General features: G+C 62.2%; 18 protein-coding genes and 1 pseudogene. 7 read left to right on the plus strand and 12 right to left on the minus strand.

Annotated elements, in window-relative coordinates:
- Positions 1–643: 643 nt before the first annotated feature.
- A pseudogene (locus ACW4TB_RS01095) lies at positions 644–1,687 on the minus strand (dermonecrotic toxin domain-containing protein); the annotation flags it as partial.
- A 193-nt stretch (positions 1,688–1,880) separates the two neighbouring features.
- On the opposite strand from ACW4TB_RS01095, the gene pip reads away from it, so the two are divergent.
- From pip to ACW4TB_RS01130, 7 genes are all read left to right on the plus strand, one after another.
- Entirely contained in the window at positions 1,881–2,852 is a 972-nt protein-coding gene (gene pip / locus ACW4TB_RS01100) for a prolyl aminopeptidase (RefSeq protein WP_012312379.1), read from the plus strand.
- Complete coding sequence (dtd, locus tag ACW4TB_RS01105; protein ID WP_012312380.1) at positions 2,849–3,286, plus strand: D-aminoacyl-tRNA deacylase; 438 nt, start codon at positions 2,849–2,851, stop codon at positions 3,284–3,286. The genes pip and dtd overlap by 4 nt, the downstream gene beginning before the upstream one ends.
- A 322-nt stretch (positions 3,287–3,608) precedes the next feature.
- Positions 3,609–5,288: a glucan biosynthesis protein G gene (locus ACW4TB_RS01110; protein ID WP_042111094.1), complete on the plus strand. Its 1,680-nt coding sequence runs from the start codon at positions 3,609–3,611 to the stop codon at positions 5,286–5,288.
- Positions 5,281–7,854 carry a glucans biosynthesis glucosyltransferase MdoH gene (gene mdoH / locus ACW4TB_RS01115; RefSeq protein WP_012312382.1) on the plus strand — a complete coding sequence of 858 codons (2,574 nt, stop codon included), beginning with the start codon at positions 5,281–5,283 and terminating at the stop codon, positions 7,852–7,854. The genes ACW4TB_RS01110 and mdoH overlap by 8 nt, the downstream gene beginning before the upstream one ends.
- A gap of 215 nt (positions 7,855–8,069) precedes the next feature.
- Positions 8,070–8,870 carry a transporter substrate-binding domain-containing protein gene (locus ACW4TB_RS01120; RefSeq protein ID WP_012312383.1) on the plus strand — a complete coding sequence of 267 codons (801 nt, stop codon included), beginning with the start codon at positions 8,070–8,072 and terminating at the stop codon, positions 8,868–8,870.
- Positions 8,871–8,981: 111 nt separating this feature from the next.
- Positions 8,982–9,944 carry an amino acid ABC transporter permease gene (locus ACW4TB_RS01125; RefSeq protein ID WP_012312384.1) on the plus strand — a complete coding sequence of 321 codons (963 nt, stop codon included), beginning with the start codon at positions 8,982–8,984 and terminating at the stop codon, positions 9,942–9,944.
- Positions 9,937–10,671 (plus strand): amino acid ABC transporter ATP-binding protein, encoded by a 735-nt coding sequence (locus ACW4TB_RS01130; RefSeq protein WP_012312385.1) that lies wholly within the window; start codon positions 9,937–9,939, stop codon positions 10,669–10,671. Before ACW4TB_RS01125 ends, ACW4TB_RS01130 begins: the two co-directional genes overlap by 8 nt.
- 145 nt (positions 10,672–10,816) lie before the next feature.
- Here ACW4TB_RS01130 and ACW4TB_RS01135 read toward each other — a convergent pair whose 3' ends face one another.
- From ACW4TB_RS01135 to ubiE, 11 genes are all read right to left on the minus strand, one after another.
- Entirely contained in the window at positions 10,817–12,760 is a 1,944-nt protein-coding gene (locus ACW4TB_RS01135; protein ID WP_012312386.1) for a methyl-accepting chemotaxis protein, read from the minus strand.
- Between the two features lie 182 nt (positions 12,761–12,942).
- A complete protein-coding gene (locus ACW4TB_RS01140; protein WP_012312387.1) occupies positions 12,943–14,859 on the minus strand; it encodes a methyl-accepting chemotaxis protein in 1,917 nt (638 codons plus the stop codon).
- Between the two features lie 100 nt (positions 14,860–14,959).
- Complete coding sequence (locus ACW4TB_RS01145) at positions 14,960–15,667, minus strand: 16S rRNA (uracil(1498)-N(3))-methyltransferase (RefSeq protein WP_012312388.1); 708 nt, start codon at positions 15,665–15,667, stop codon at positions 14,960–14,962.
- Positions 15,664–16,455: a twin-arginine translocase subunit TatC gene (gene tatC / locus ACW4TB_RS01150; protein WP_012312389.1), complete on the minus strand. Its 792-nt coding sequence runs from the start codon at positions 16,453–16,455 to the stop codon at positions 15,664–15,666. The genes ACW4TB_RS01145 and tatC overlap by 4 nt, the downstream gene beginning before the upstream one ends.
- On the minus strand, positions 16,452–16,820 hold the full coding sequence (gene tatB, locus ACW4TB_RS01155) for a Sec-independent protein translocase protein TatB (protein ID WP_012312390.1): 369 nt from the start codon (positions 16,818–16,820) through the stop codon (positions 16,452–16,454). Before tatB ends, tatC begins: the two co-directional genes overlap by 4 nt.
- Positions 16,821–16,823: 3 nt before the next feature.
- The gene (locus ACW4TB_RS01160; protein ID WP_012312391.1) at positions 16,824–17,096 is read right to left on the minus strand and encodes a twin-arginine translocase TatA/TatE family subunit; all 273 of its coding nucleotides are present in this window, start codon (positions 17,094–17,096) and stop codon (positions 16,824–16,826) included.
- Positions 17,097–17,121: 25 nt separating this feature from the next.
- Positions 17,122–17,457 (minus strand): phosphoribosyl-ATP diphosphatase, encoded by a 336-nt coding sequence (locus ACW4TB_RS01165; protein ID WP_012312392.1) that lies wholly within the window; start codon positions 17,455–17,457, stop codon positions 17,122–17,124.
- Between the two features lies 1 nt (position 17,458).
- The gene (gene hisI, locus ACW4TB_RS01170) at positions 17,459–17,851 is read right to left on the minus strand and encodes a phosphoribosyl-AMP cyclohydrolase (RefSeq protein WP_012312393.1); all 393 of its coding nucleotides are present in this window, start codon (positions 17,849–17,851) and stop codon (positions 17,459–17,461) included.
- 73 nt (positions 17,852–17,924) lie between these two features.
- Positions 17,925–19,544 (minus strand): ubiquinone biosynthesis regulatory protein kinase UbiB, encoded by a 1,620-nt coding sequence (gene ubiB / locus ACW4TB_RS01175; RefSeq protein ID WP_455828203.1) that lies wholly within the window; start codon positions 19,542–19,544, stop codon positions 17,925–17,927.
- Complete coding sequence (locus ACW4TB_RS01180) at positions 19,541–20,164, minus strand: ubiquinone biosynthesis accessory factor UbiJ (RefSeq protein ID WP_254467042.1); 624 nt, start codon at positions 20,162–20,164, stop codon at positions 19,541–19,543. The genes ubiB and ACW4TB_RS01180 overlap by 4 nt, the downstream gene beginning before the upstream one ends.
- Complete coding sequence (gene ubiE / locus ACW4TB_RS01185) at positions 20,164–20,934, minus strand: bifunctional demethylmenaquinone methyltransferase/2-methoxy-6-polyprenyl-1,4-benzoquinol methylase UbiE (RefSeq protein ID WP_012312396.1); 771 nt, start codon at positions 20,932–20,934, stop codon at positions 20,164–20,166. Before ubiE ends, ACW4TB_RS01180 begins: the two co-directional genes overlap by 1 nt.
- Between the last annotated feature and the right edge of the window lie 47 nt (positions 20,935–20,981).

A 20,981-nucleotide genomic window follows, 5' to 3' on the forward strand; every position in this document is an offset into this window, starting at 1 on the left:
TGCGGTACGGCGTCAGGTCGGGCTTCCATAGGCGAGCCTCGCCATTAGGCAATTCGACATTTTCCAGCTCTTCGATAAAGGAGGGCGTTTCCACGGGAATACGCTCCACCTCGTGTTCCTCTGCCGGTGCGCCTGCAGCGTCTTGCCCTTCGTTCTTCAAAGCCTTGGCTGCGGCAGAGAGCGCCACCATGAGCGCCACGTTCTCGACAACATCGACCAGATACCCGTAGGCCGCATCGCGTTCGTCGTTTTTCCACGCTTCGATTCCTTCATAGACCTCACAGGCCAGCTGTGTCAGACATACAGCCATCATGGCCTCGCCCAAGCCCGGAACGAAAAAGCCTGCGATGTTCAAGCCCGTCAGCACTCGCCCGGCAATCAACTGTCGGTGGGCGTGGGCGGCACGTCGGTCGACGATCTCTGTGGGTACAGCGTGGAAAAGCACATCCTTTTCGTGGCGCTCGGCTTTCTGGAAGGCCATGACACCCTGAAATGCATGACGGAAAGGCTGTGCGACCGGGTACAGCGTTGCATGCGGATCCGGCACCCGCTCATGCAGGCCGCGGATGCTCCAGCCGATGGGGGTCAGGCGGTCCTTGAGGCGGGCGATCACCGAGGCTTTGTCGCGGTCGGCAACATGCCTGTCCAGGTAAGCGATGTTCGCCCTTAGCCGACTGCTCAGATCGGCCTTCAGGGCTTCCAGGGAGGCGAATTCCTTCAGCGGTGTCTCGCTGTCATCTGGTATGTACAGCGCCACGGTTTCTTGAGCCGATGATCGCAAGGTGATGAGCGCGATGCCGGTGAGTTCGGTTTCCCAAAGTGTGAGCAGGCTGAACGCGATCGCCGGTCTTTCAGGTTCAGCCGGCAGCTTGTCGAGGGGGGTGACAAGGGCGGTGGTGTACAGCACCTCGCTGATGTCGCCCTTGAGCCGGGCGAAATGTAGGGATTGCCTGAATGCCGATACTTCGGCGCGGCCCAAAGCTTGATACACGTTCAGCGCAGCTTCATCGGCGCTCAGCTGTGCTGTGGCTTCGGGATAGTAGATGGCGTGAAGCCTGTCGTGGTATTTGCGGCCCAGGTCCAGCTCACGGCACAAGTCTGCAAACCCCTCCGCGGCCATGTCCAGGGTGTTGGTGATGGGCACCGTACCCATGAAACGTCGGTGATCGAGAATGACGGATTTCTTCAGTGGCCCGCCATCGGCATCCATCCCACCCTCGACGGCGGCTGCAGCATCGAAGTTCTGCAGGGCGCAGTGCAGCAGGGAGCGGGTGGCGCGGTCGATGGCCTGACGGCTGTCGATGGCATTGGCCATGTCGATAAGGCGTGCATCCACCAAGTAGCAGTTATCCACATCGACAGTCAGGCCAAACCGCTCGGTGATTGCGTCTGTCAGTTGCTGTCTGGCCCAGGACTGCAGGTCGGGAAGCGCTTCAAACAGCCTGCGCACCTGTGCCGCGTGGTCGCGGTGGCGCGCATGCTCGTCACGCCAGGCTTTGGCGATGTCCGGCATTTGCAGGATGGCCGTGGCCAGCCAGGTGGGGGCCTGCTTCCAGTTGCGCATTGGGTGCAGGGTGGCGGGGGAAGCTGTTTTCAGCCAGGCAGGGATTTTTTGTTCGATGGTGGCGTACGGGGTACCTGGCGAGGTGAGGGTCTTGCCGGTCGGGCTAGGCATGCTGAGGTCCATTGCGGGAAACGGGGCAAAGGACTATGGAGAGTGGCCAAGCCTCGGTGGGGTAGATAAATCTGGCGTGGTGTCAGCGCAGCGGCAGAGGCATGGCAGGCTTGTGCGGGGGGGAGATGTCTTCTGACACATGCTCAAAGCGCAATTCAGGTTTATGATGCCCAACGGCAGACTAAATCCTCACACGGAGTGCGCAATGCAGACCCTCTACCCGCAGATCAAACCCTACGCCCGGCACGATCTGGCCGTGGAAGCGCCGCATGTGCTGTATGTCGATGAAAGCGGCTCGCCTGAAGGTCTGCCGGTGGTGTTCATCCACGGTGGCCCGGGCGCGGGTTGCGATGCCCAGAGCCGTTGCTATTTCGACCCCAACCTGTACCGCATCATCACGTTCGATCAGCGCGGTTGTGGCCGTTCCACCCCGCACGCAAGCCTGGAGAACAACACCACCTGGCACCTGGTCGAGGATCTGGAGCGCATTCGCGAGCACCTGGGCATCGACAAGTGGGTGCTGTTCGGCGGCTCCTGGGGCTCTACCCTGGCCCTGGCCTATGCCCAGACCCACCCCGAGCGGGTTCACGGCCTGATCCTGCGCGGCATCTTCCTGTGCCGCCCGCAAGAGATCGAGTGGTTCTATCAGGAGGGCGCCAGCCGCCTGTTCCCCGATTACTGGCAGGACTACATCGCGCCGATTCCGCCGGATGAGCGTAATGACCTGGTCAAGGCATTCCACAAGCGCCTGACCGGCAACGATCAGATCGCCCAGATGCATGCCGCCAAGGCCTGGTCCACCTGGGAGGGCCGCACTGCCACCCTGCGCCCCAATCCGCTGGTGATCGACCGCTTCTCCGAGCCGCAGCGGGCCTTGTCCATCGCCCGCATCGAATGCCACTACTTCATGAACAACGCGTTCCTTGCACCCGACCAATTGATCCGCGACATGCCCAAGATCGCCCACCTGCCGGCCGTGATCGTGCATGGCCGCTATGATGTGATCTGCCCGCTGGATAACGCCTGGGCGTTGCACCAGGCATGGCCCAACAGTGAGCTGAAGGTGATCCGCGACGCGGGCCATGCGGCGTCCGAGCCGGGGATCACCGATGCGCTGGTACGGGCAGCCGATCAGATGGCCCGTCGCCTGCTCGATTTGCCGCTGGAAGAAGCATGAAGGGGCTGCTGCAGCGTGTGCGCGGCGCGCGGGTAGAGGTGGCGGGTGAAATTGTCGGCGCCATCGACCAAGGCTTGTTGGTGCTGGTGGCGGTAGAGCCTGAAGATACCCGTGAACAGGCCGATAAGCTGTTGCACAAGTTGCTCAACTACCGCGTTTTCAGCGATGAGCAGGGCAAGATGAACCTATCCCTCAAGGATGTGGGCGGTGGATTGCTGCTGGTGTCCCAGTTCACCTTGGCTGCGGACACCCGCAGCGGCATGCGTCCGAGCTTTTCGACGGCTGCGCCGCCAGCGCTCGGTGCCGAATTGTTCGACTATCTTTTGCAGCAAGCCCAGGGCCAGCATGCAGATGTGGCAAGCGGCCGGTTCGGTGCTGACATGCAGGTGCACCTGGTCAATGATGGCCCTGTGACTTTTCTGTTACAAATATGAAGGAAAAAACGGCCTTGGTTGCGCGAAACAAGGTGTTTTGTACGATAAATAGTTGATCCAGCCTGATGCGTTGTAACGCATCCTGCTGGATAATCGCGCGCTGTTAGGGCCTGCGTTCGCAGGTTCGTTTTACTCTGACTCGAGCATTGTCTGGAACCGTTTGGGGAATCATTACGCCCTCACGGGGTCCGAACAGTGCTCGCCAACCCGGCATTTGTCGCTGGCCGTTGGTTTCATGATCTGTTTTCGGCGAGGGTTGCTCGTGATTGTTAGTCCCCATAAAGCATCTAGAATCCCCGGCAATCGGCTGCGCAAGGCCCTGATGGCCAGTGCCGCACTGGTCGGCCTGATGAGCGCGGGCCAGCTGTGGGCATTCAATCTTGACGATGTTGCAGCCAAGGCAAAGGATCTCGCCGGCCAGAAGTACGAAGCACCGAAAAGCAATCTGCCGGCAGTCTTCCGCGACATGAAGTTCGCCGACTACCAGAAGATTCGCTTCCTGCAGGAAAAGGCCGAGTGGGCCAAGGACAAGACGCCGTTCAAGCTGTCCTTCTACCACCAGGGCATGCACTTCGACACGCCGGTGAAAATCAACGAAGTCACCGCCACCACCGTCGAGGAAATCAAGTACGACCCGAGCCGTTTCGAGTTCGGCGACGTGCCCCACGATCCGGAAACCACCAAAAACCTGGGCTACGCCGGTTTCCGCGTGCTTTACCCGATCAACAAGGCCGACAAGCAGGATGAAATCATGACCCTGCTTGGGGCCAGTTATTTCCGTGTGGTCGGCAAAGGGCATGTGTACGGCCTGTCGGCCCGTGGCCTGGCCATCGACACCGCGCTGCCGTCGGGCGAAGAGTTCCCGCGGTTCACCGAATTCTGGGTCGAGAAACCCAAGCCGGCCGACAAGCACCTGGTGATCTACGCCTTGCTGGATTCGCCGCGTTCAACCGGTGCCTACAAGCTGATCCTGCGCCCCGGCAACGATACCGTGGTCGATGTGCAGTCCCGCGTGTTCCTGCGTGATCACGTCAGCCGTCTGGGCATCGCGCCGCTTACCAGCATGTACCTGTTCGGCCCTAACCAGCCCTCCAAGGTCATGAACTATCGTCCGGCCCTGCATGATTCCGAAGGCCTGTCGATCCACGCCGGTAACGGCGAGTGGCTGTGGCGCCCGCTGAACAACCCCAAACACCTGTCGGTGAGCAACTTCAGCGTCGAGAACCCGCGTGGTTTCGGCCTGATGCAGCGTCATCGCGATTTCAAGGATTACGAAGACCTCGACGACAACTACCAGAAGCGTCCGAGCGCCTGGATCGAGCCTAAGGGCGACTGGGGCAAAGGCACCGTCGATCTGGTCGAGATCCCGACTGCCGACGAAACCAACGACAATATCGTTGCCTTCTGGAGCCCGGAAACCCTGCCGGAGCCGGGCAAACCGTTCGAGTACGACTACCGCATGCACTGGACCATCGACGAGTCGCGTTTCCAGGCCCAGGAGCTGGGTTCGGTTACCCAGACCATGCGTTCCACCGGTGACGTCAAGCAGTCCAACCTGATCCGTCAACCAGACGGTAGCGTAGCGTTCCTAGTCGACTTCGCCGGCCCGGCCTTGGCCGCCCTGCCGGAAGACGCCGCAGTACGAAGCCAGATCAGCGTCGGCGACAACGCAGAGGTGGTCGAGAACAATCTGCGCTATAACCCAGAGACCAAGGGCTGGCGCCTGACCCTGCGGATGAAGATCAAGGAGGCCAACAAGGCTACCGAGATGCGTGCCGCACTTGTTCGCGACGTGCCGGTCGAAGCGGCCAAGCCTGCCGAAGAAGCCAAGCACGACAAGACCGCTGCCAAGCATGGCAAGGCTGAAAAAGCCGCCAAGGCCGAGCAATCTGCCAATGCCGAACAACCTGCCGCCGATGCGGCATCCACCAACGGGACCCCGGCCACCACCGAAAAAGTGCTGACCGAGACCTGGAGCTATCAGTTGCCTGCCGATGAGTAACTCAAGCGCAAGGCCGGAATCGCTTGGCGAGTACCTGGCCCACCTCCCACTGAGCGATGAGCAGCGCGCGGAACTCGCCAGTTGCACCTCGTTCAGTGAGTTGCACCAACGTCTGGCGGGCAATGCGACCGCCACCACCACCGAGGCCGTGCAGGCCTCGGTGGGCCCGCGCCTGACTGTAGGTAGCGCGGCCGAACTGGAAGATGCCGAGATGCTCGGCGTCGACGGCAGCGGCCGGCTTTGCCTGAAGATCGCACCGCCGATCAAGCGTACCCGGGTCGTGCCCGAGCCATGGCGCACCAATGTGCTGATCCGCATGTGGCGGCGCATGACCGGCCGTACCAACGCGCCGCAGCCGCCCAAGCGCGAGCTGCCTCCGGCGCGCTGGCGCACGGTCGGCTCGATCCGCCGCTATATCCTGCTGACCCTCATGATCGGCCAGACGCTCGTCGCCGGCTGGTACATGAAAGGTATCCTGCCTTACCAGGGCTGGTCGTTCGTCGACCTCGACGAAGTGGTCAATCAGCCGCTGTGGGACACAGTGGTGCAGGTATGGCCGTATGCGTTGCAGACGTCCATCCTGATCCTCTTCGGTATCCTTTTCTGTTGGGTGTCGGCGGGTTTCTGGACCGCGCTGATGGGCTTCCTCGAGCTGCTCACCGGCCGTGACAAATACCGTATCTCCGGCAGCAGTGCCGGTAGCGAGCCGATCGCCCCTGAAGCACGTACCGCGCTGGTGATGCCTATTTGCAACGAAGACGTGCCGCGCGTGTTCGCAGGGTTGCGGGCGACATTCGAGTCGGTCGCAGCCAGCGGCAACCTCGACCGTTTCGACTTCTTCGTGCTCAGCGATACCAACGACACTGACATTGCCGTGGCCGAGCAACAGGCCTGGCTGGACGTGTGCCGTGAGACCAAAGGCTTCGGCCGCATCTTCTACCGCCGCCGCCGCCGTCGCGTGAAGCGCAAGAGCGGCAACCTCGACGACTTCTGCCGTCGCTGGGGTGGCGAATACAAGTACATGGTCGTGCTCGACGCCGACAGCGTCATGAGTGGCGAGTGCCTGAGCAGCCTGGTACGCCTGATGGAGGCCAACCCGGACGCAGGCATCATCCAGACTGCGCCCAAAGCGTCGGGTATGGACACGCTGTATGCACGCATGCAGCAGTTCGCCACCCGCGTGTACGGCCCGCTGTTCACCGCCGGCCTGCACTTCTGGCAACTGGGCGAGTCGCACTACTGGGGGCACAACGCGATCATCCGCATGAAGCCTTTCATCGAGCACTGCGCCTTGGCGCCGTTGCCGGGCAAGGGCGCCTTCGCTGGCGCGATCCTTTCCCACGACTTCGTCGAAGCGGCGCTGATGCGCCGTGCCGGCTGGGGCGTGTGGATTGCCTATGACCTGCCGGGCAGCTATGAAGAGCTGCCGCCGAACCTGCTCGACGAGCTCAAGCGCGACCGCCGCTGGTGCCACGGCAACCTGATGAACTTCCGCCTGTTCCTGGTCAAGGGCATGCACCCGGTGCACCGTGCGGTGTTCCTCACGGGCGTGATGTCTTACCTGTCGGCGCCGCTGTGGTTCTTCTTCCTGGTGCTGTCGACCGCGCTGCTGGCAACCAACACGCTGATGGAGCCGCAATACTTCATCGAGCCGTACCAGCTCTACCCGCTGTGGCCGCAGTGGCACCCGGAGAAGGCTGTGGCGCTGTTCTCCACCACCATCGTGCTGCTGTTCCTGCCCAAGCTGCTCAGTATCATCCTGATCTGGGCCAAGGGCGCGGTCGAGTTTGGCGGGCGGATCAAGGTCACCCTGTCGATGCTGATGGAGATGCTGTTCTCCATGCTGCTGGCGCCAGTGCGGATGATCTTCCACACCCGGTTCGTGCTGGCCGCATTCCTCGGCTGGGCTGCGACCTGGAACTCGCCGCAGCGCGACGACGACTCCACCCCGTGGAGCGAGGCGGTACGTCGCCATGGCCCGCAAACCCTTTTGGGTATTGCCTGGGCGGCGCTGGTGGCGTGGCTGAACCCGAGCTTCCTGTGGTGGCTGGCGCCGATCGTTGGTTCGCTGGTGCTGTCGATCCCGGTTTCGGTGATATCCAGCCGTACACGCCTGGGCTTGGCAGCCAAGGACGAGAAGCTGTTCCTGATCCCTGAGGAGTACGCAACACCCCAGGAGCTGCTCGCCACCGACCAGTACACCCACGAGAACCGCTGGCACGCCCTGCACGACGGCTTTGTCCGCGCTGTGGTCGACCCTCGGCAGAACGCCCTGGCCTGTGCCATGGCCACTGCCCGTCATGGCCAGGCAGCACCGATCGAGGCGATGCGCGCCGAGCGCCTTGCCAAAGCGATCGAGGTCGGGCCCAAGGGGCTGGACCTGGGTACTCGCCTTGCCTTGCTGAGCGACCCGGTCGCCTTGGCGCGCCTGCATGCGCAGGTATGGGCCGAGCACAATGCCGCCTGGATCGACGTGTGGCGTGCATCGATCAACAACGACCCACATTCGCCGTTGTTGCCGTTGCACCCGGCGAACGAGGCACAACCTAGCCTGGTTGGCGCCTGACCGACTCTGGGGCCGCTATGCGGCCCTTTCGCCGGCTTGCCGGCGACAGGGTTTTCCAATCTTTCTCATCCCCTCGGATTTTGGCCAACAAAGTCCCCCCCGGCTCTAGGTCCCAGGGCCGCCATGCGTTAGCATCCCTCTCCGATAAGCCACGCCGGCCGGTACGGCCGTGCCAACAATAAGATTCGCTACTTTTCTTGCTAGGGGACTTGGTGATGATGAAGAAATACCTTTCGCGACTGCTGGTCGGCGTCACGGCGCTGGTCGCGGTGGCCTCGGCCCAGGCCGGTGCCATCGACGACGCGGTCAAACGCGGTACTTTGCGGGTGGGCATGGACCCGACCTACATGCCGTTCCAGATGACCAACAAGCGCGGCGAGATCATCGGCTTCGAAGTCGATATCCTCAAAGCCATGGCCAAATCCATGGGCGTCAAGCTGGAGACCGTCTCCACCGCCTATGACGGCATCATCCCGGCACTGCTGACCGACAAGTTCGACATGATCGGCAGCGGCATGACCCTAACCCAGGAACGCAACCTGCGCCTGAATTTCAGCGAACCCTTCATCGTGGTTGGCCAGACCCTGCTGATCCGCAAAGATCTGGCGGGCGAGATCAAGTCGTACAAAGACCTGAACAACGAGAAGTACCGCATCACCTCCAAGCTCGGTACCACCGGCGAAATGGTCGCCAAAAAGCTGATCGCCAAGGCCACTTACCACGGCTACGACAACGAGCAGGAAGCGGTGATGGACGTGGTCAACGGCAAGGCTGATGCCTTTGTTTACGATGCGCCGTACAACGTGGTGGCGGTCGATAAGGCCGGTGCCGGCAAGCTGCTGTTCCTCGAAGAACCCTTCACCTACGAGCCGCTGGCTTTCGGCTTGAAGAAGGGCGATTACGACAGCATCAACTTCATCAACAACTTCCTGCACCAGATCAAGCACGACGGGACCTACGATCGTATCCACGACAAGTGGTTCAAGAACAAGGACTGGCTGAAGGAAATGGAATAAGAAGTAGCTTCAAGCCGCAAGCTGCAAGCTGCTAAGGGAGGTGGGCCCATACGCGGTCTGGTTTTCCTTGCAGCTTGTAGCTTGCGGCTTGCCGCTTTCTGGAGTAACCCCGTGATCAAACACAAGAAAGCCCAATGGCCCTGGCATGCGCTGACGGCGCTGGTTCTGGTGGGCCTGGCGATCAGCCTGTACCTGGCTACCTCGATGATTTCCTACGAGTGGCGCTGGAACCGCGTACCACAATACTTTGCCTACAAGGCCGAGGACGTGCAGCGTGCCAGCGATTACGGCACGGTGCAGGACATCGTCGTCTCTGGCGATAACGCCCGCGTTACGCTCAAGGATGAGAACGGCGGTGAGCAGGTGCTCGATGTGGCCAAGGACAGCCTGCAACTGAGCCGCGGTGACGATGTGGCCGAAGGTGATCAGGTCGGCGTCACCCGTCACTGGGCTGCTGGCCCACTGGCCTGGGGCCTGTGGACCACCTTGTGGATCTCGGTGGTGTCCGGCGCGTTGGGCCTGGTGATCGGCCTGTTTGCCGGGTTGTGCCGGTTGTCGAACAACCCGACCCTGCGCGACCTTTCAACCGTCTATGTCGAACTGGTGCGCGGCACTCCGCTGCTGGTGCAGATTTTCATCTTCTACTTCTTCATCGGTACCGTGCTCAACCTGTCCCGTGAGTTCGCCGGGGTGGCGGCGCTGGCGCTGTTCACCGGTGCTTACGTGGCCGAGATCGTGCGTGCCGGCGTGCAGTCGATCGCCAAGGGGCAGAATGAGGCAGCCCGCTCGCTCGGCCTTAACGCCAGCCAGTCGATGCGCCACGTGATCCTGCCGCAGGCCTTCAAGCGCGTACTGCCTCCGCTGGCCGGGCAGTTCATCAGCCTGGTCAAGGACACCTCGCTGGTCTCGGTGATCGCCATCACCGAACTGACCAAGAGCGGCCGTGAGGCCATCACCACGTCGTTCTCGACATTCGAGATCTGGTTCTGCGTGGCAGGCCTGTACCTGCTGATCAACCTGCCGCTGTCGCATTTGGCCAGCCGGCTCGAGCGGAGGCTTGCGCAAAGTGATTGAAGTCCGTGACCTTTTGAAAGTGTTCGACACCCGAGGCCAGGTAGTGCGTGCGGTGGACAACGTCACCACCCAGGTAGCCAAGGGTGAAGTGGTCGTGGTGCTTGGCCCGTCGGGGTCCGGCAAGTCTACGTTCCTGCGCTGCCTCAACGGCCTGGAGCATTTCGACGAGGGCCATGTGGCCATCAACGGGCTGCGGTTGGAAGACCCGAAAACCGACATCAATGCCTACCGCCGCGAAGTCGGCATGGTGTTCCAGCATTTCAACCTGTTCCCGCACATGACGGTGCTGGAGAACCTGTGCCTGGCGCAAAAGGTCGTGCGCAAGCGTGGTAAGGCCGAGCGTGAGGCCAAGGCGCGGGCGTTGCTGGAAAAGGTAGGTATCTCGGAGAAGGCCAATGAGTACCCGTCGCGGCTTTCCGGTGGTCAGCAACAACGGGTGGCGATTGCCCGTGCGCTGGCAATGGAGCCTAAGGTGATGCTGTTCGACGAGCCGACCTCGGCGCTCGACCCGGAAATGGTCGGTGAAGTATTGGACGTGATGAAGACCTTGGCCCAGGAAGGCATGACCATGGTCTGCGTGACCCATGAAATGGGCTTTGCCCGCGAAGTGGCCGACCGCGTGCTGTTCTTCGATCACGGCAAGTTGCTGGAAGATTCGGCTCCTGCGGCGTTCTTTGCCTCGCCGAAGGATCCGCGGGCGCAAGCGTTCCTGCGCCAGGTGCTCTGAAAGCAGCAGCAAGCTACAAGCTACAAGCTACAAGCTACAAGCTACAAGCTACAAGCTACAAGCTACAAGCTACAAGCTACAAGCTACAAGCCGAGCGGTGATGGACGGTCCATGGCGTTCGGCTTTAGCTTGTGGCTTGAAGCTTTCAGAGGCTGAAACGCCCGACCATCCCTCGCAGCTGCTGCCCCAGGTGCTCCAGCTCGCCGCTTGAAGCTGCCGTTTGTTCACTGGCCGCACTGGTCTGGTCCGACGCATCGCGCACGCTTATTACACTGCGGTTTATCTGTTCGGCCACTACACTCTGTTCCTCGCTCGCCGTGGCAATCTGCTGGTTCATGCCCTGGATACTCGACACCGTGTCGGTGATCTGGCTCAAGGCATCCCCGGCCTTGCGGCTCAGCTCGACACTTTGCTCGGTCAGGCGCTTGCTGTTGTCGAGCAGGCTGGTCACCTCGTCGGTGCCGCTGTGCAAGCTTTCGATCAATTGCTCGATCTCCTCCGTGGACTGCTGCGTGCGTTGGGCCAAGCCGCGAACTTCGTCAGCCACCACGGCAAAGCCACGCCCGGCCTCACCAGCTCTGGCGGCTTCGATGGCGGCGTTTAACGCCAACAGGTTGGTTTGCTCGGAGACCGATTTGATCACATCGAGAATGCTGCCGATTCGCTGGCTTTCGCCCGCCAAATGCTGCATTGCCGCCAGGCAATCGTCCATTTGCCTGGCCAGTTGCTCGATACGGCCTATGGCCTCGGTCACCACCTGATCGCCCTGCTGGGCCTGCTGGTCGGCGTTGGTTGCCGCCAATGAAGCTTGTTCGGCGTTCTGCGCTACTTCCTGGACCGTGGCGCTCATCTGGTTCATGGCAGTGGCGACCTGATCGGTTTCGTCGCGTTGCTGGCTGATGCGCAGCTTGGTGTCCTCGCTGCTGGCTGCCAGTTGCGTGGCGGCCTGTGACAGATGGCCGACGCCTTGATCGATACCGCCGATCAGCTCGCGCAGGCTCAGGGTCATTTCCTGCATGCTGGCCTGCAACTGGCCCATTTCGTCACGACGATCCACAGGCTCCACCTGGCTCAGGTCACCCCGGGCGATGCGTGCTGCCACCGCCAGGGTCTGGCGTAGCGGCTGGGTGATCTGCAAGGTGATCAGCCAGCCGGCCGCTACGCCCACCAGCAAGGCCAGCACCGCAACACTGGTCAACAGCGAGCGGGCGGCCAGTGCTTCGCTGTCGCGCTGCTCGACCTTCCTTTTACTCAACTCCAGGCTCACAGCACGCAGTTCGTTGCCCATCTGCTCCATGTCGTTCTGCAACTGCTCGACACTCAGGGCGGCGCGTCGGTACTGCTCGAGGCTGGCGCGGTATTTCCCCAGTTCCACGCCGGGTTGCTCCATCACTGCACGCGAAAGGCCCAAGGGGGCAAGGGCCTGGATCAGCTGCCCCAGGCTTTTGTCGGCAGCGTCCAGCGCTGCCTGGCCAACCTTGGCGAAGTCCTCCAGCGGCACAAAGGTGTACGCCGGCACCAGGCTTTGCTGGTTGGCGCCGTCCACATGCCGGGTGAGGCTGTCCATCAGGCCCAGCAGGCCGCTTTGCTGGCTGTCGGCGGGCATCTTCAGCAGGGCCTGGGTTTCCAGTTCGTCGATGACGCCGTTGAGCTTTTGCTCCTGCGCCTGCATGGCCTCGCGCAATCCACGTCGGCTTTCAACGGTGCGCTGCAAGGTGGCGAAATTTTCGTGCAGGCGCTGCAGCAGTTGCAGCTTCTGGCCCAGCATCTGGCGCGACTCATCGACACTGCTGCGTTGCTGCAGCGTGGTCAGCATGGCGTCGAGTTGTTGCAGGATGCGGGTGATCTGCGCTTTGCTGGCATCATCGGCCAGCACCCTGTAGGTGATGCGCTCGGCGCGCAGGTCCTTGACCAGATCATTGATCCGGCCAATTTCGCTGAGCTGCTCCGAGCGCGTAATGGCATCGTCCAGGGCGCGCCAGCCGCTGGCGGCAGTGGCCACGGTGAGCAGCAGTACCACGGCAAAACCCAGAGCGAGCTTGGCGCCGACGCTGATGTTGCCAATCCTGCGGTTGAGGTAGCCGAACATGGCAAGTCTCCATCCAGTTGAGTAGGGGAGCCATGCCGGCGTTTTGCTGGCATGACACCCCTGCCCATCGGCGGAAGGCTTGTAGGACTTGACCTGAGAATTGGGTAGGAAATTTCAGCAGCGCGTGTGGGAATCCACACTGGCCCCACCGCTGGCTCGCCGGCGATGGGGCCAGTACGGGATTACAGCCTGAAGCGCCTTACCAGGTCCTGCAGGTGCGTGCCCAGCCGCGCAAGCTCGACACTGGAGCTGGCCGTCTCCTCACTCGCCGCTGAAGTCTGGTCGGAGATATCCCGCACATTGATCACGCTGCGATTGATCTCCTCGGCGGTAGCACTCTGCTGTTCGGCGGCCGTGGCAATCTGCTGGTTCATCGCCTGGATCGACGACACGGTTCGGGTGATGGTCTCCAGTGAAGTGCCCGCGCGGCGGGTCAGCTCGACGCTGCTGTCGGTGAGCTGGCGGCTGGCGTCCATCACGCTGGCCACCCGCTGCGTTCCGCTTTGCAAACCGGCGATCAGCTCTTCGATCTCTTCGGTGGACTGTTGGGTACGCTGCGCCAGGCTGCGCACTTCGTCGGCGACTACGGCGAAGCCACGGCCGGCCTCACCGGCCCGCGCCGCTTCGATAGCGGCATTGAGAGCCAGCAGGTTGGTCTGCTGGGCCACCGACTTGATCACATCCAGCACGCTGCCGATCTTGTCGCTTTCGGCCTTGAGCTGGTTCATCGCCTCGCTGGAGTTGACCACTTCACCGGCAAGGCGCTCGATTTGTGCCACGGCTTCGCTGACAACCCGATCACCTTCACGCGCCTGTTGGTCGGCCATGAGCGCCGCTTCAGAGGCTTGCTCAGCGTTACGTGCCACTTCATGCACGGTGGCAGCCATTTCGTTCATGGCGGTAGCAACCTGGTCGGTTTCGACCTTTTGATTGTTGACCCCGGCGCTGGTCTGTTCGGTTACCGCCGAAAGCTCTTCGGCGGCGCTGGCGATCTGCGTGACACCGTCACCGATACCACCGATCAGTTCGCGCAGGCCCTGGGTCATGCGCTGCATGCTGGCTTGCAACTGCCCCAACTCGTCGCGGCGGGTTGTCACAAGGTCCTGGCGCAGGTCGCCGTTGGCCACGCGCTCGGCGGCGGCCAGTGTCTGGCGCAGCGGGACGATGATCTGCCGAGTGATGGCCCAGGCCGCGAGCAGGCCCAGCACCAACGCCAGTGCCGTGGCTGAGGCAAGCAGGGCCTTCGCCTTGCGCGAGCCTGCATCGCGGACTTCTGTCTGTGAAACCGTCATCTTCTGGCTGTTATCCATCAGCACGGTGCCTTGATCAGTCATCACTTGCAGGGCCTGATCGCTGGCCGATTGCGCGCTACCGAACTGGTTGACCGCATCGCGGTAAGCGGCGAGGGCCGACATCGAGTCATCGAGGCTGGCGGCATATTCGGCGGGCAGCTTGGCCGGTAGCGCCTTGAGGTTGGTCATGGCCTGGTCGATGGCGTTGAGCGCAGTCTGCTGGTAGTTCGCATCACCACTGTAGGTGTAGCCGCGCACCTGGAAGCGTGCTTGCTGTATCAAGGCACTTACCTCTACCGTGCTCTGGTAGGGCGTGATATCGCCGGCTTGCAGCAGGCGCTCCTGGACCCTGCTGGTAAGCTCGGCTGCCTTGTCGGCACTGTCACCCAGTACGCTTCGGCTGGCTTCGCGTCGTTGCCCGGCCTGCTTGAGGTCAGCGAAAGCTTGCTGATATTTGCGCACGGCCTCCTGCTGTTGCTGCAGGCGCTGATGATCGACGGGTTGCTCGATCTGGCCGAGCATGATGCTGATCTGGCGGTCGAGGCCAGCGAGGGCTTTTTCCAGTTCGCCGATCGCCGCTTCGTTGCGATCGCGCTGGTAATGCTGGCGCGCGATGCGCAGTTCCTGGGTGCCCTGACTGATGACCGAAATATTGCCCAGCTTGTCACCACGGTCGATGATGCTGTCCATACCTTGCCAGCCTGTGAAGGTGATGGCCAGGGTCAGTAGCAGTACCAGGCCAAAGCCCAGCCCCAGTTTGCGATTGACGCTCACATTTCCCAGCGTTTCGGTAACCCATCGGAACATGTTCGACTCCCCGGTAAACTTGGCAGCACAGATTATTGTTGTGTTGCCTAGGCATCGGCCTGCGCCGGGGAAACTTGATGGGAAAAACCTGACCCGCCTGTCAGAAAATCCTTGAGAGCAAGGCTGTTACGGCGGTTTCCACACGCAGGATGCGGTCACCCAACTGTACCGGCGCCAGGCCTGCTTTGCCCAGCAGTTCGACTTCGTAGGGGATCCAGCCACCCTCGGGGCCAATGGCCAGTGTTACCGGGCCTTCGACGGCGCGCGGGCACGCGGGGTAGGGGCCGGGGTGGCCAACCAGGCCCAGGGTGCCGTCGACGATGGCGGGCAGGCGGTCTTCGACGAACGGTTTGAAGCGCTTTTCGATGACCACCTCGGGCAGCACCGTGTCGCGAGCCTGTTCCAGGCCCAGTATCAGGTTGTCGCGGATGCACTCGGGGTTGAGGAACGGCGTCTGCCAGAAGCTTTTCTCGACCTTGTAGCTGTTGACCAGGATCAACCGCTGTACGCCCAGCGTGGCGACGGTCTGGAACAGCCGGCGCAGCATTTTCGGCCGCGGCACGGCAAGCACGAGGGTCAGCGGCAGCTTGGCCGGCGGAGGCTGGTCGAAGCCGACTTCAAGCTCGGCTTCGTGCTGTGCCAGGCGTACCACGGTGGCGGTGCCCATCAGGCCATTGATGCGGCCCACGCGCAGGCTGTCGCCCACCACCACGCGGTGAATCTCCTGCATATGGGTGAAGCGCCGATCGGCAAGGACGACGCGGTCGGCCGACACGAAGTCGGCCTCTTCAAGAAGCAACAGATTCACGGCTGGGTCGCTGGTGGCTGGTCGTTGGGGTCGTTTGCCGTGTCATCTTCGGCGTGGCTGCGCTTGCGGATCAGGCTGCCACACAGCACGCCGATCTCGAACAGCAGCCACATGGGCACGGCGAGCAAGGTCTGCGAGAAGATGTCGGGCGGGGTCAGGATCATGCCGACCACGAAGCAGCCGATGATCACGTAGGGACGGATTTTCTTCAGGTATTGCACGTCGACTACGCCGATCCACACCAGCAGCACCACCGCTACCGGGATCTCGAAGGCAACACCGAAGGCGAAGAACAATGTCATGACGAAGTCCAGATAACTGGAAATGTCGGTCATCATCGACACACCTTCCGGCGTGGCGCTGGCGAAGAAGCCGAAGATCAGCGGGAACACCAGGAAGTAGGCGAAGGCCATGCCGGCATAGAACAGGAAGATGCTCGACACCAGCAACGGAATGGCGATGCGCTTTTCGTGGCGATACAGGCCAGGCGCGATAAAACCCCAGATCTGCTGCAGGATGAACGGGATCGCCAGGAACAGCGAAACGATCATGGTCAGCTTGAACGGCGTGAGGAACGGCGAGGCCACGTCGGTGGCAATCATCGTGGCGTTTGCCGGCAAGTGCTCGCGCAGTGGGGCCGAGACCAAGGTGTAGATCTGCTGGGCGAAGGAGAACAGCCCGGCAAAAATAAGGAAGATGGCGGCCACGCAGCGCAGCAGGCGGGTGCGCAGTTCGGTCAGGTGCGAGACCAGCGGCATGGGCTGGTCGTCTTGCGGTTTTTCGCTCATGGGGCTCGCGGCGGTTGAGGCTGTTCGGGCTGCTCAGCTGCAGGGGCCGGCGCTACCGATGTCGGCGTGGCAGCGGGCTGCTCGGTGGCCACTGCAGCGGGTGTCGGGGCAGGCGGCGTCAGCGGGTTGAGGATGCGCTTGGCTTCCTGTTCCATTTGCAGGATGTGCTCGTTATGCAATTGGCGGCGGATGTCATCGGCACCGATTTCGCGCTCGACTTCCATCTTGATGGAATTGAAACTGCGCTTGAGCCGGCCGATCCACAGCCCTGCAGTGCGCGCGGCACCGGGCAGACGCTCAGGGCCGAGCACCAGCAGCGCGACCAGGCCGACGAGCAGTAACTCGCTGAAACTCATGCCGAACATGGTTCAGTCTTTCCGCTGCGGCTCTTGGACCGGCTGGGCCTGGCCCTCGATGGTGTGGCCCTGTGGCTGTTGTGCTGTGTTCTGTACGGGCGGTACCGGCTGGGCAGGCGGTGGGGTCTGCTCGGCGGGTTTGCTTTCTTCTTCGTTCATGGCTTTGCGGAAGCCCTTGATCGATTCGCCAAGGTCACTGCCGAAGTTCTTCAGCTTCTTGGTGCCGAACACCAGGACGACGACGACCAGCAGGACGATCCAGTGTTTCCAGTCAAAAATACCCATGGTGCTCTCCTAGAATGCAATTTGGTCAGGCCGAGGGCTCGCGAGCGGCCTTTTCATCGTGCCCGGAAAGGCCGAAGCGGCGCTCCAGTTCATCGAGCACGGCTTGTGGATGCTGGCCCAGTGCACTGAGCATGACCAGGCTATGAAACCACAGGTCGGCGGTTTCATAGATGACATCACTGTAATCCTTGCTGACCGCGGCGTCCTTGGCAGCAATGATGGTCTCGACGGACTCTTCGCCCAGCTTTTCGAGGATCTTGTTCAGGCCCTTGTGGTACAGGCTGGCCACGTAGGAGCTGTCGGGGGCCGCTTGTTTGCGTTCTTCGAGCACTTCGGCCAGACGGTTGAGGGTGTCGCTCATGTCAGTGTCCTGCGTTGTAGATGGCATCCGGGTCTTTCAACACCGGATCGACGGTTTTCCACTGGCCGTCTTCGAAGACGCGGTAGAAGCAGCTTTCACGGCCGGTATGGCAGGCGATATGGCCCAGTTGCTCGACCATCAGGATGATCACGTCGGCATCACAGTCCAGGCGCATTTCGTGCAGCTTCTGCACATGCCCCGATTCTTCGCCCTTGCGCCACAGCTTGCCACGTGAGCGCGACCAGTAGATGGCGCGTTGCTCGGCGGCAGTGAGGGCCAGCGATTCGCGGTTCATCCAGGCCATCATCAGCACGCGTCCGGTCTTGTGGTCCTGGGCGATCGCCGGTACCAGGCCGTCGCTGTTCCACTTGATCTCGTCCAGCCACTCTTTCATCGTCGACTCCAAAACCGGGCCCGCTCCTGTACCGGGCCCTTTGCGCTAGTGTGCCAGCCAGCAGCGCGGCTGGCTATTGGCGCACGATCAGGTACAGGCCTGCGGCCAGCATCAGCCACGCCGGCCATGCAGCCGGGGCGGCCAGGCTGGCGGCCTCGGCGGCGCTTGCGGCGAGCACCGCACCGCCACCCAGCAGGCCTGCACCGAGCAGGCGCAGCGCCCAGCGGTCGCCTTGGCGGCGCCGCTCTGGCAGCTGTGGGTCGTGCAGGTGCGGCTGGGAAAGACGTTCGAGCAGGTCGCGGGTCATGCCGGCCAGGTGCGGCAGCTGTTCGGCCTGGCTGTACAGGTTGCCGAACATGGCCTTGGGGCTGTAGCGCTCGCGCATCCAGCGTTCCAGGAACGGTTTGGCGGTGCTCCACAGGTCAAGGTCAGGGTACAGCTGGCGGCCCAGGCCTTCGATGTTGAGCAGAGTCTTCTGCAGCAGCACCAACTGCGGCTGGACTTCCATGTTGAAGCGCCGAGCTGTCTGGAACAGGCGCATCAGCACTTGGCCGAAGGAAATGTCCTTGAGCGGTTTTTCGAAGATCGGCTCGCACACGGTACGGATGGCCGCTTCGAATTCATTCACCTTGGTGTGCGCCGGTACCCACCCCGAATCGATGTGCAGCTCGGCGACTCGGCGATAGTCGCGCTTGAAGAAGGCAATCAGGTTGCGCGCCAGGTAATCCTGGTCTTCGGCGGTGAGGCTGCCGACGATGCCGCAGTCGATGGCGATGTACTGAGGGCTCCACGGCTTGACTGTGCTGACGAAGATATTGCCCGGGTGCATGTCGGCATGGAAGAAACTGTGGCGGAACACCTGAGTGAAAAACACCTCCACACCGCGTTCGGCCAGCAGTTTCATGTCGGTGCGCTGGTCGGCCAAGGTGGCCATGTCGGTCACCGGCACGCCGTAGATGCGCTCCAAGACCAGCACCTTGGGGCGGCACAGGTCCCAGTAGACCTGGGGCACGTACATCAGCTCCGAGCCTTCGAAGTTGCGCCGCAGCTGGCTGGCGTTGGCCGCTTCGCGGAGCAGGTCGAGCTCGTCGTAGATGGTTTTTTCGTAGTCGCCGACGATTTCCACCGGGTGCAGGCGGCGGGCATCGGCCGAAGCCCGCTCGGCGCCTTTTGCGATCAGGAACAGCCAGGCAAGGTCCTGGGCGATCACAGGCTTCAGACCTGGGCGCACGACCTTGACCACCACTTCCTCGCCGGTCTTCAGGCGCGCGGCATGCACCTGGGCCACCGAGGCCGAGGCCAGTGGCTCGACGTCGAAGCGGCTGAACACTTCACCCACTTTGGCGCCAAGCTGGCTTTCTATCAGCGCCACGGCCTGTTTCGGGTCGAACGGCGGTACACGGTCCTGCAGCAGCATCAGCTCGTCGGCGATGTCGGTGGGCAGCAGGTCGCGGCGGGTGGACAGCAACTGGCCGAATTTGATGAAAATCGGCCCCAGGTCCTGTAGCGCCAGGCGCAAGCGGGCACCCCGGCTGAGTTCGGAGGGTGTGCGAGGCAACCAGCGCCACGGCATCAGCAGGCGTAAGCTGCGCAGCCACCACGGCAGCGGCAGGTCGAAGAGCAGGTCATCGAGGCGGTAGCGGATCACCACGCGCTGGATGCGAAAGAGACGACGGACGGCGAGCAGCTTCATGCGTTATCGCTGGTATCAAGGGATCGGAAGAGGCGCTGCAGGCGCGCCTCGAGGCGTTCTGTATCGACCTTCAGGGTGTCTAGTTCGCTGAAGGCGGCTTCGGCTTCGCGCTTGCCTACCAGGGTACGCGACTCTTCGGCCAGGTACTCGGACAGGTTCTGGCTGAACCGTGCCAGGCCTTGGCGGGTCCAGCGTGCACGCAGGCGCACGTGGCCGGCGAGCAGCGAGGTGCCGACCGGGCCGAGCCAGCGTTGCAGTTCGTGCTCCCAGTCCAGTTCCAGGTCCTGCAGTATGCCGAACAGGTCAAGCAGCACCGCACTGTCGCCATGCAGCTCGACCTGAGGGCTATGCAGCACGGCCGTCTTGTCCTTGGCCACGGCAAGTTGCAGCAGGCTACCGGCTGGCGCGCGCAGGCTGCAGTCGACCTCGCCTTGCCAGTGGGCGGCAAGCATCAGGCCCTCTTCATCGGGCAGGATGAACACTTGCAGGGCCGGCTGGCGACAATCGATTTCGATGACCTTGCCTTCCAGCGCGCCCAGCCGCGGCAATGCCGTGCTGTCCATGCGCAGGATGCGGTTCAGGCCATGTTCGACGCTGGCGAGCAGCCCTGCCAGCAGCATCAGGGCTTGATTCCCCGGTGCACGGCGACAATGCCGCTGGTCATGTTGTGGTAGGTGACCCGGTCGAAGCCGGCATCAACCATCATGGCCTTTAGGGTTTCCTGGTCGGGGTGCATGCGAATCGACTCGGCGAGGTAACGGTAGCTCTCGGAGTCATTGGTGATCAGCTTGCCAGCCAGCGGCATGAAGGCGAACGAGTAGGCGTCGTAGGCCTTGGACATCAGCTTGTTGGTCGGTTTGGAGAACTCCAGGATCAACAGACGCCCGCCCGGCTTGAGCACGCGCAGCATCGAGCGGATGGCTTCGTCCTTGTGGGTGACGTTGCGCAGGCCGAAGGCGATGGTAACGCAGTCGAAGTGGTTGTCCGGGAATGGCAGTTTCTCGGCATCGGCCTGGACAAACTCGATGTTGCCGGCAACACCGCGGTCGAGCAGGCGGTCGCGGCCGACCTTGAGCATCGAGTCGTTGATGTCGGCGAGCACCACTTGGCCGGTAGGGCCGACCAGGCGCGAAAACTTGGCTGCCAGATCACCCGTGCCGCCGGCGATGTCCAGCACCCGATTGCCGCTACGCACACCTGACAGCTCGATGGTGAAGCGCTTCCATAGGCGGTGCATGCCGCCGGAAAGTACATCGTTCATCAGGTCGTACTTGGCAGCCACCGAGTGAAACACTTCGGCGACTTTCTTCGCCTTCTGGCTCTCGGGCACATCCTGGTAACCGAAATGGGTGGTGGGTTCGGCGTGTTCGCCTTTGCGCTGGTCGTTCATATCGCTTCACCGGAAAAAATTATCGCCATTCTAGGGCGAACGGGCGC

This window comes from Lelliottia jeotgali, assembly GCF_977070485.1.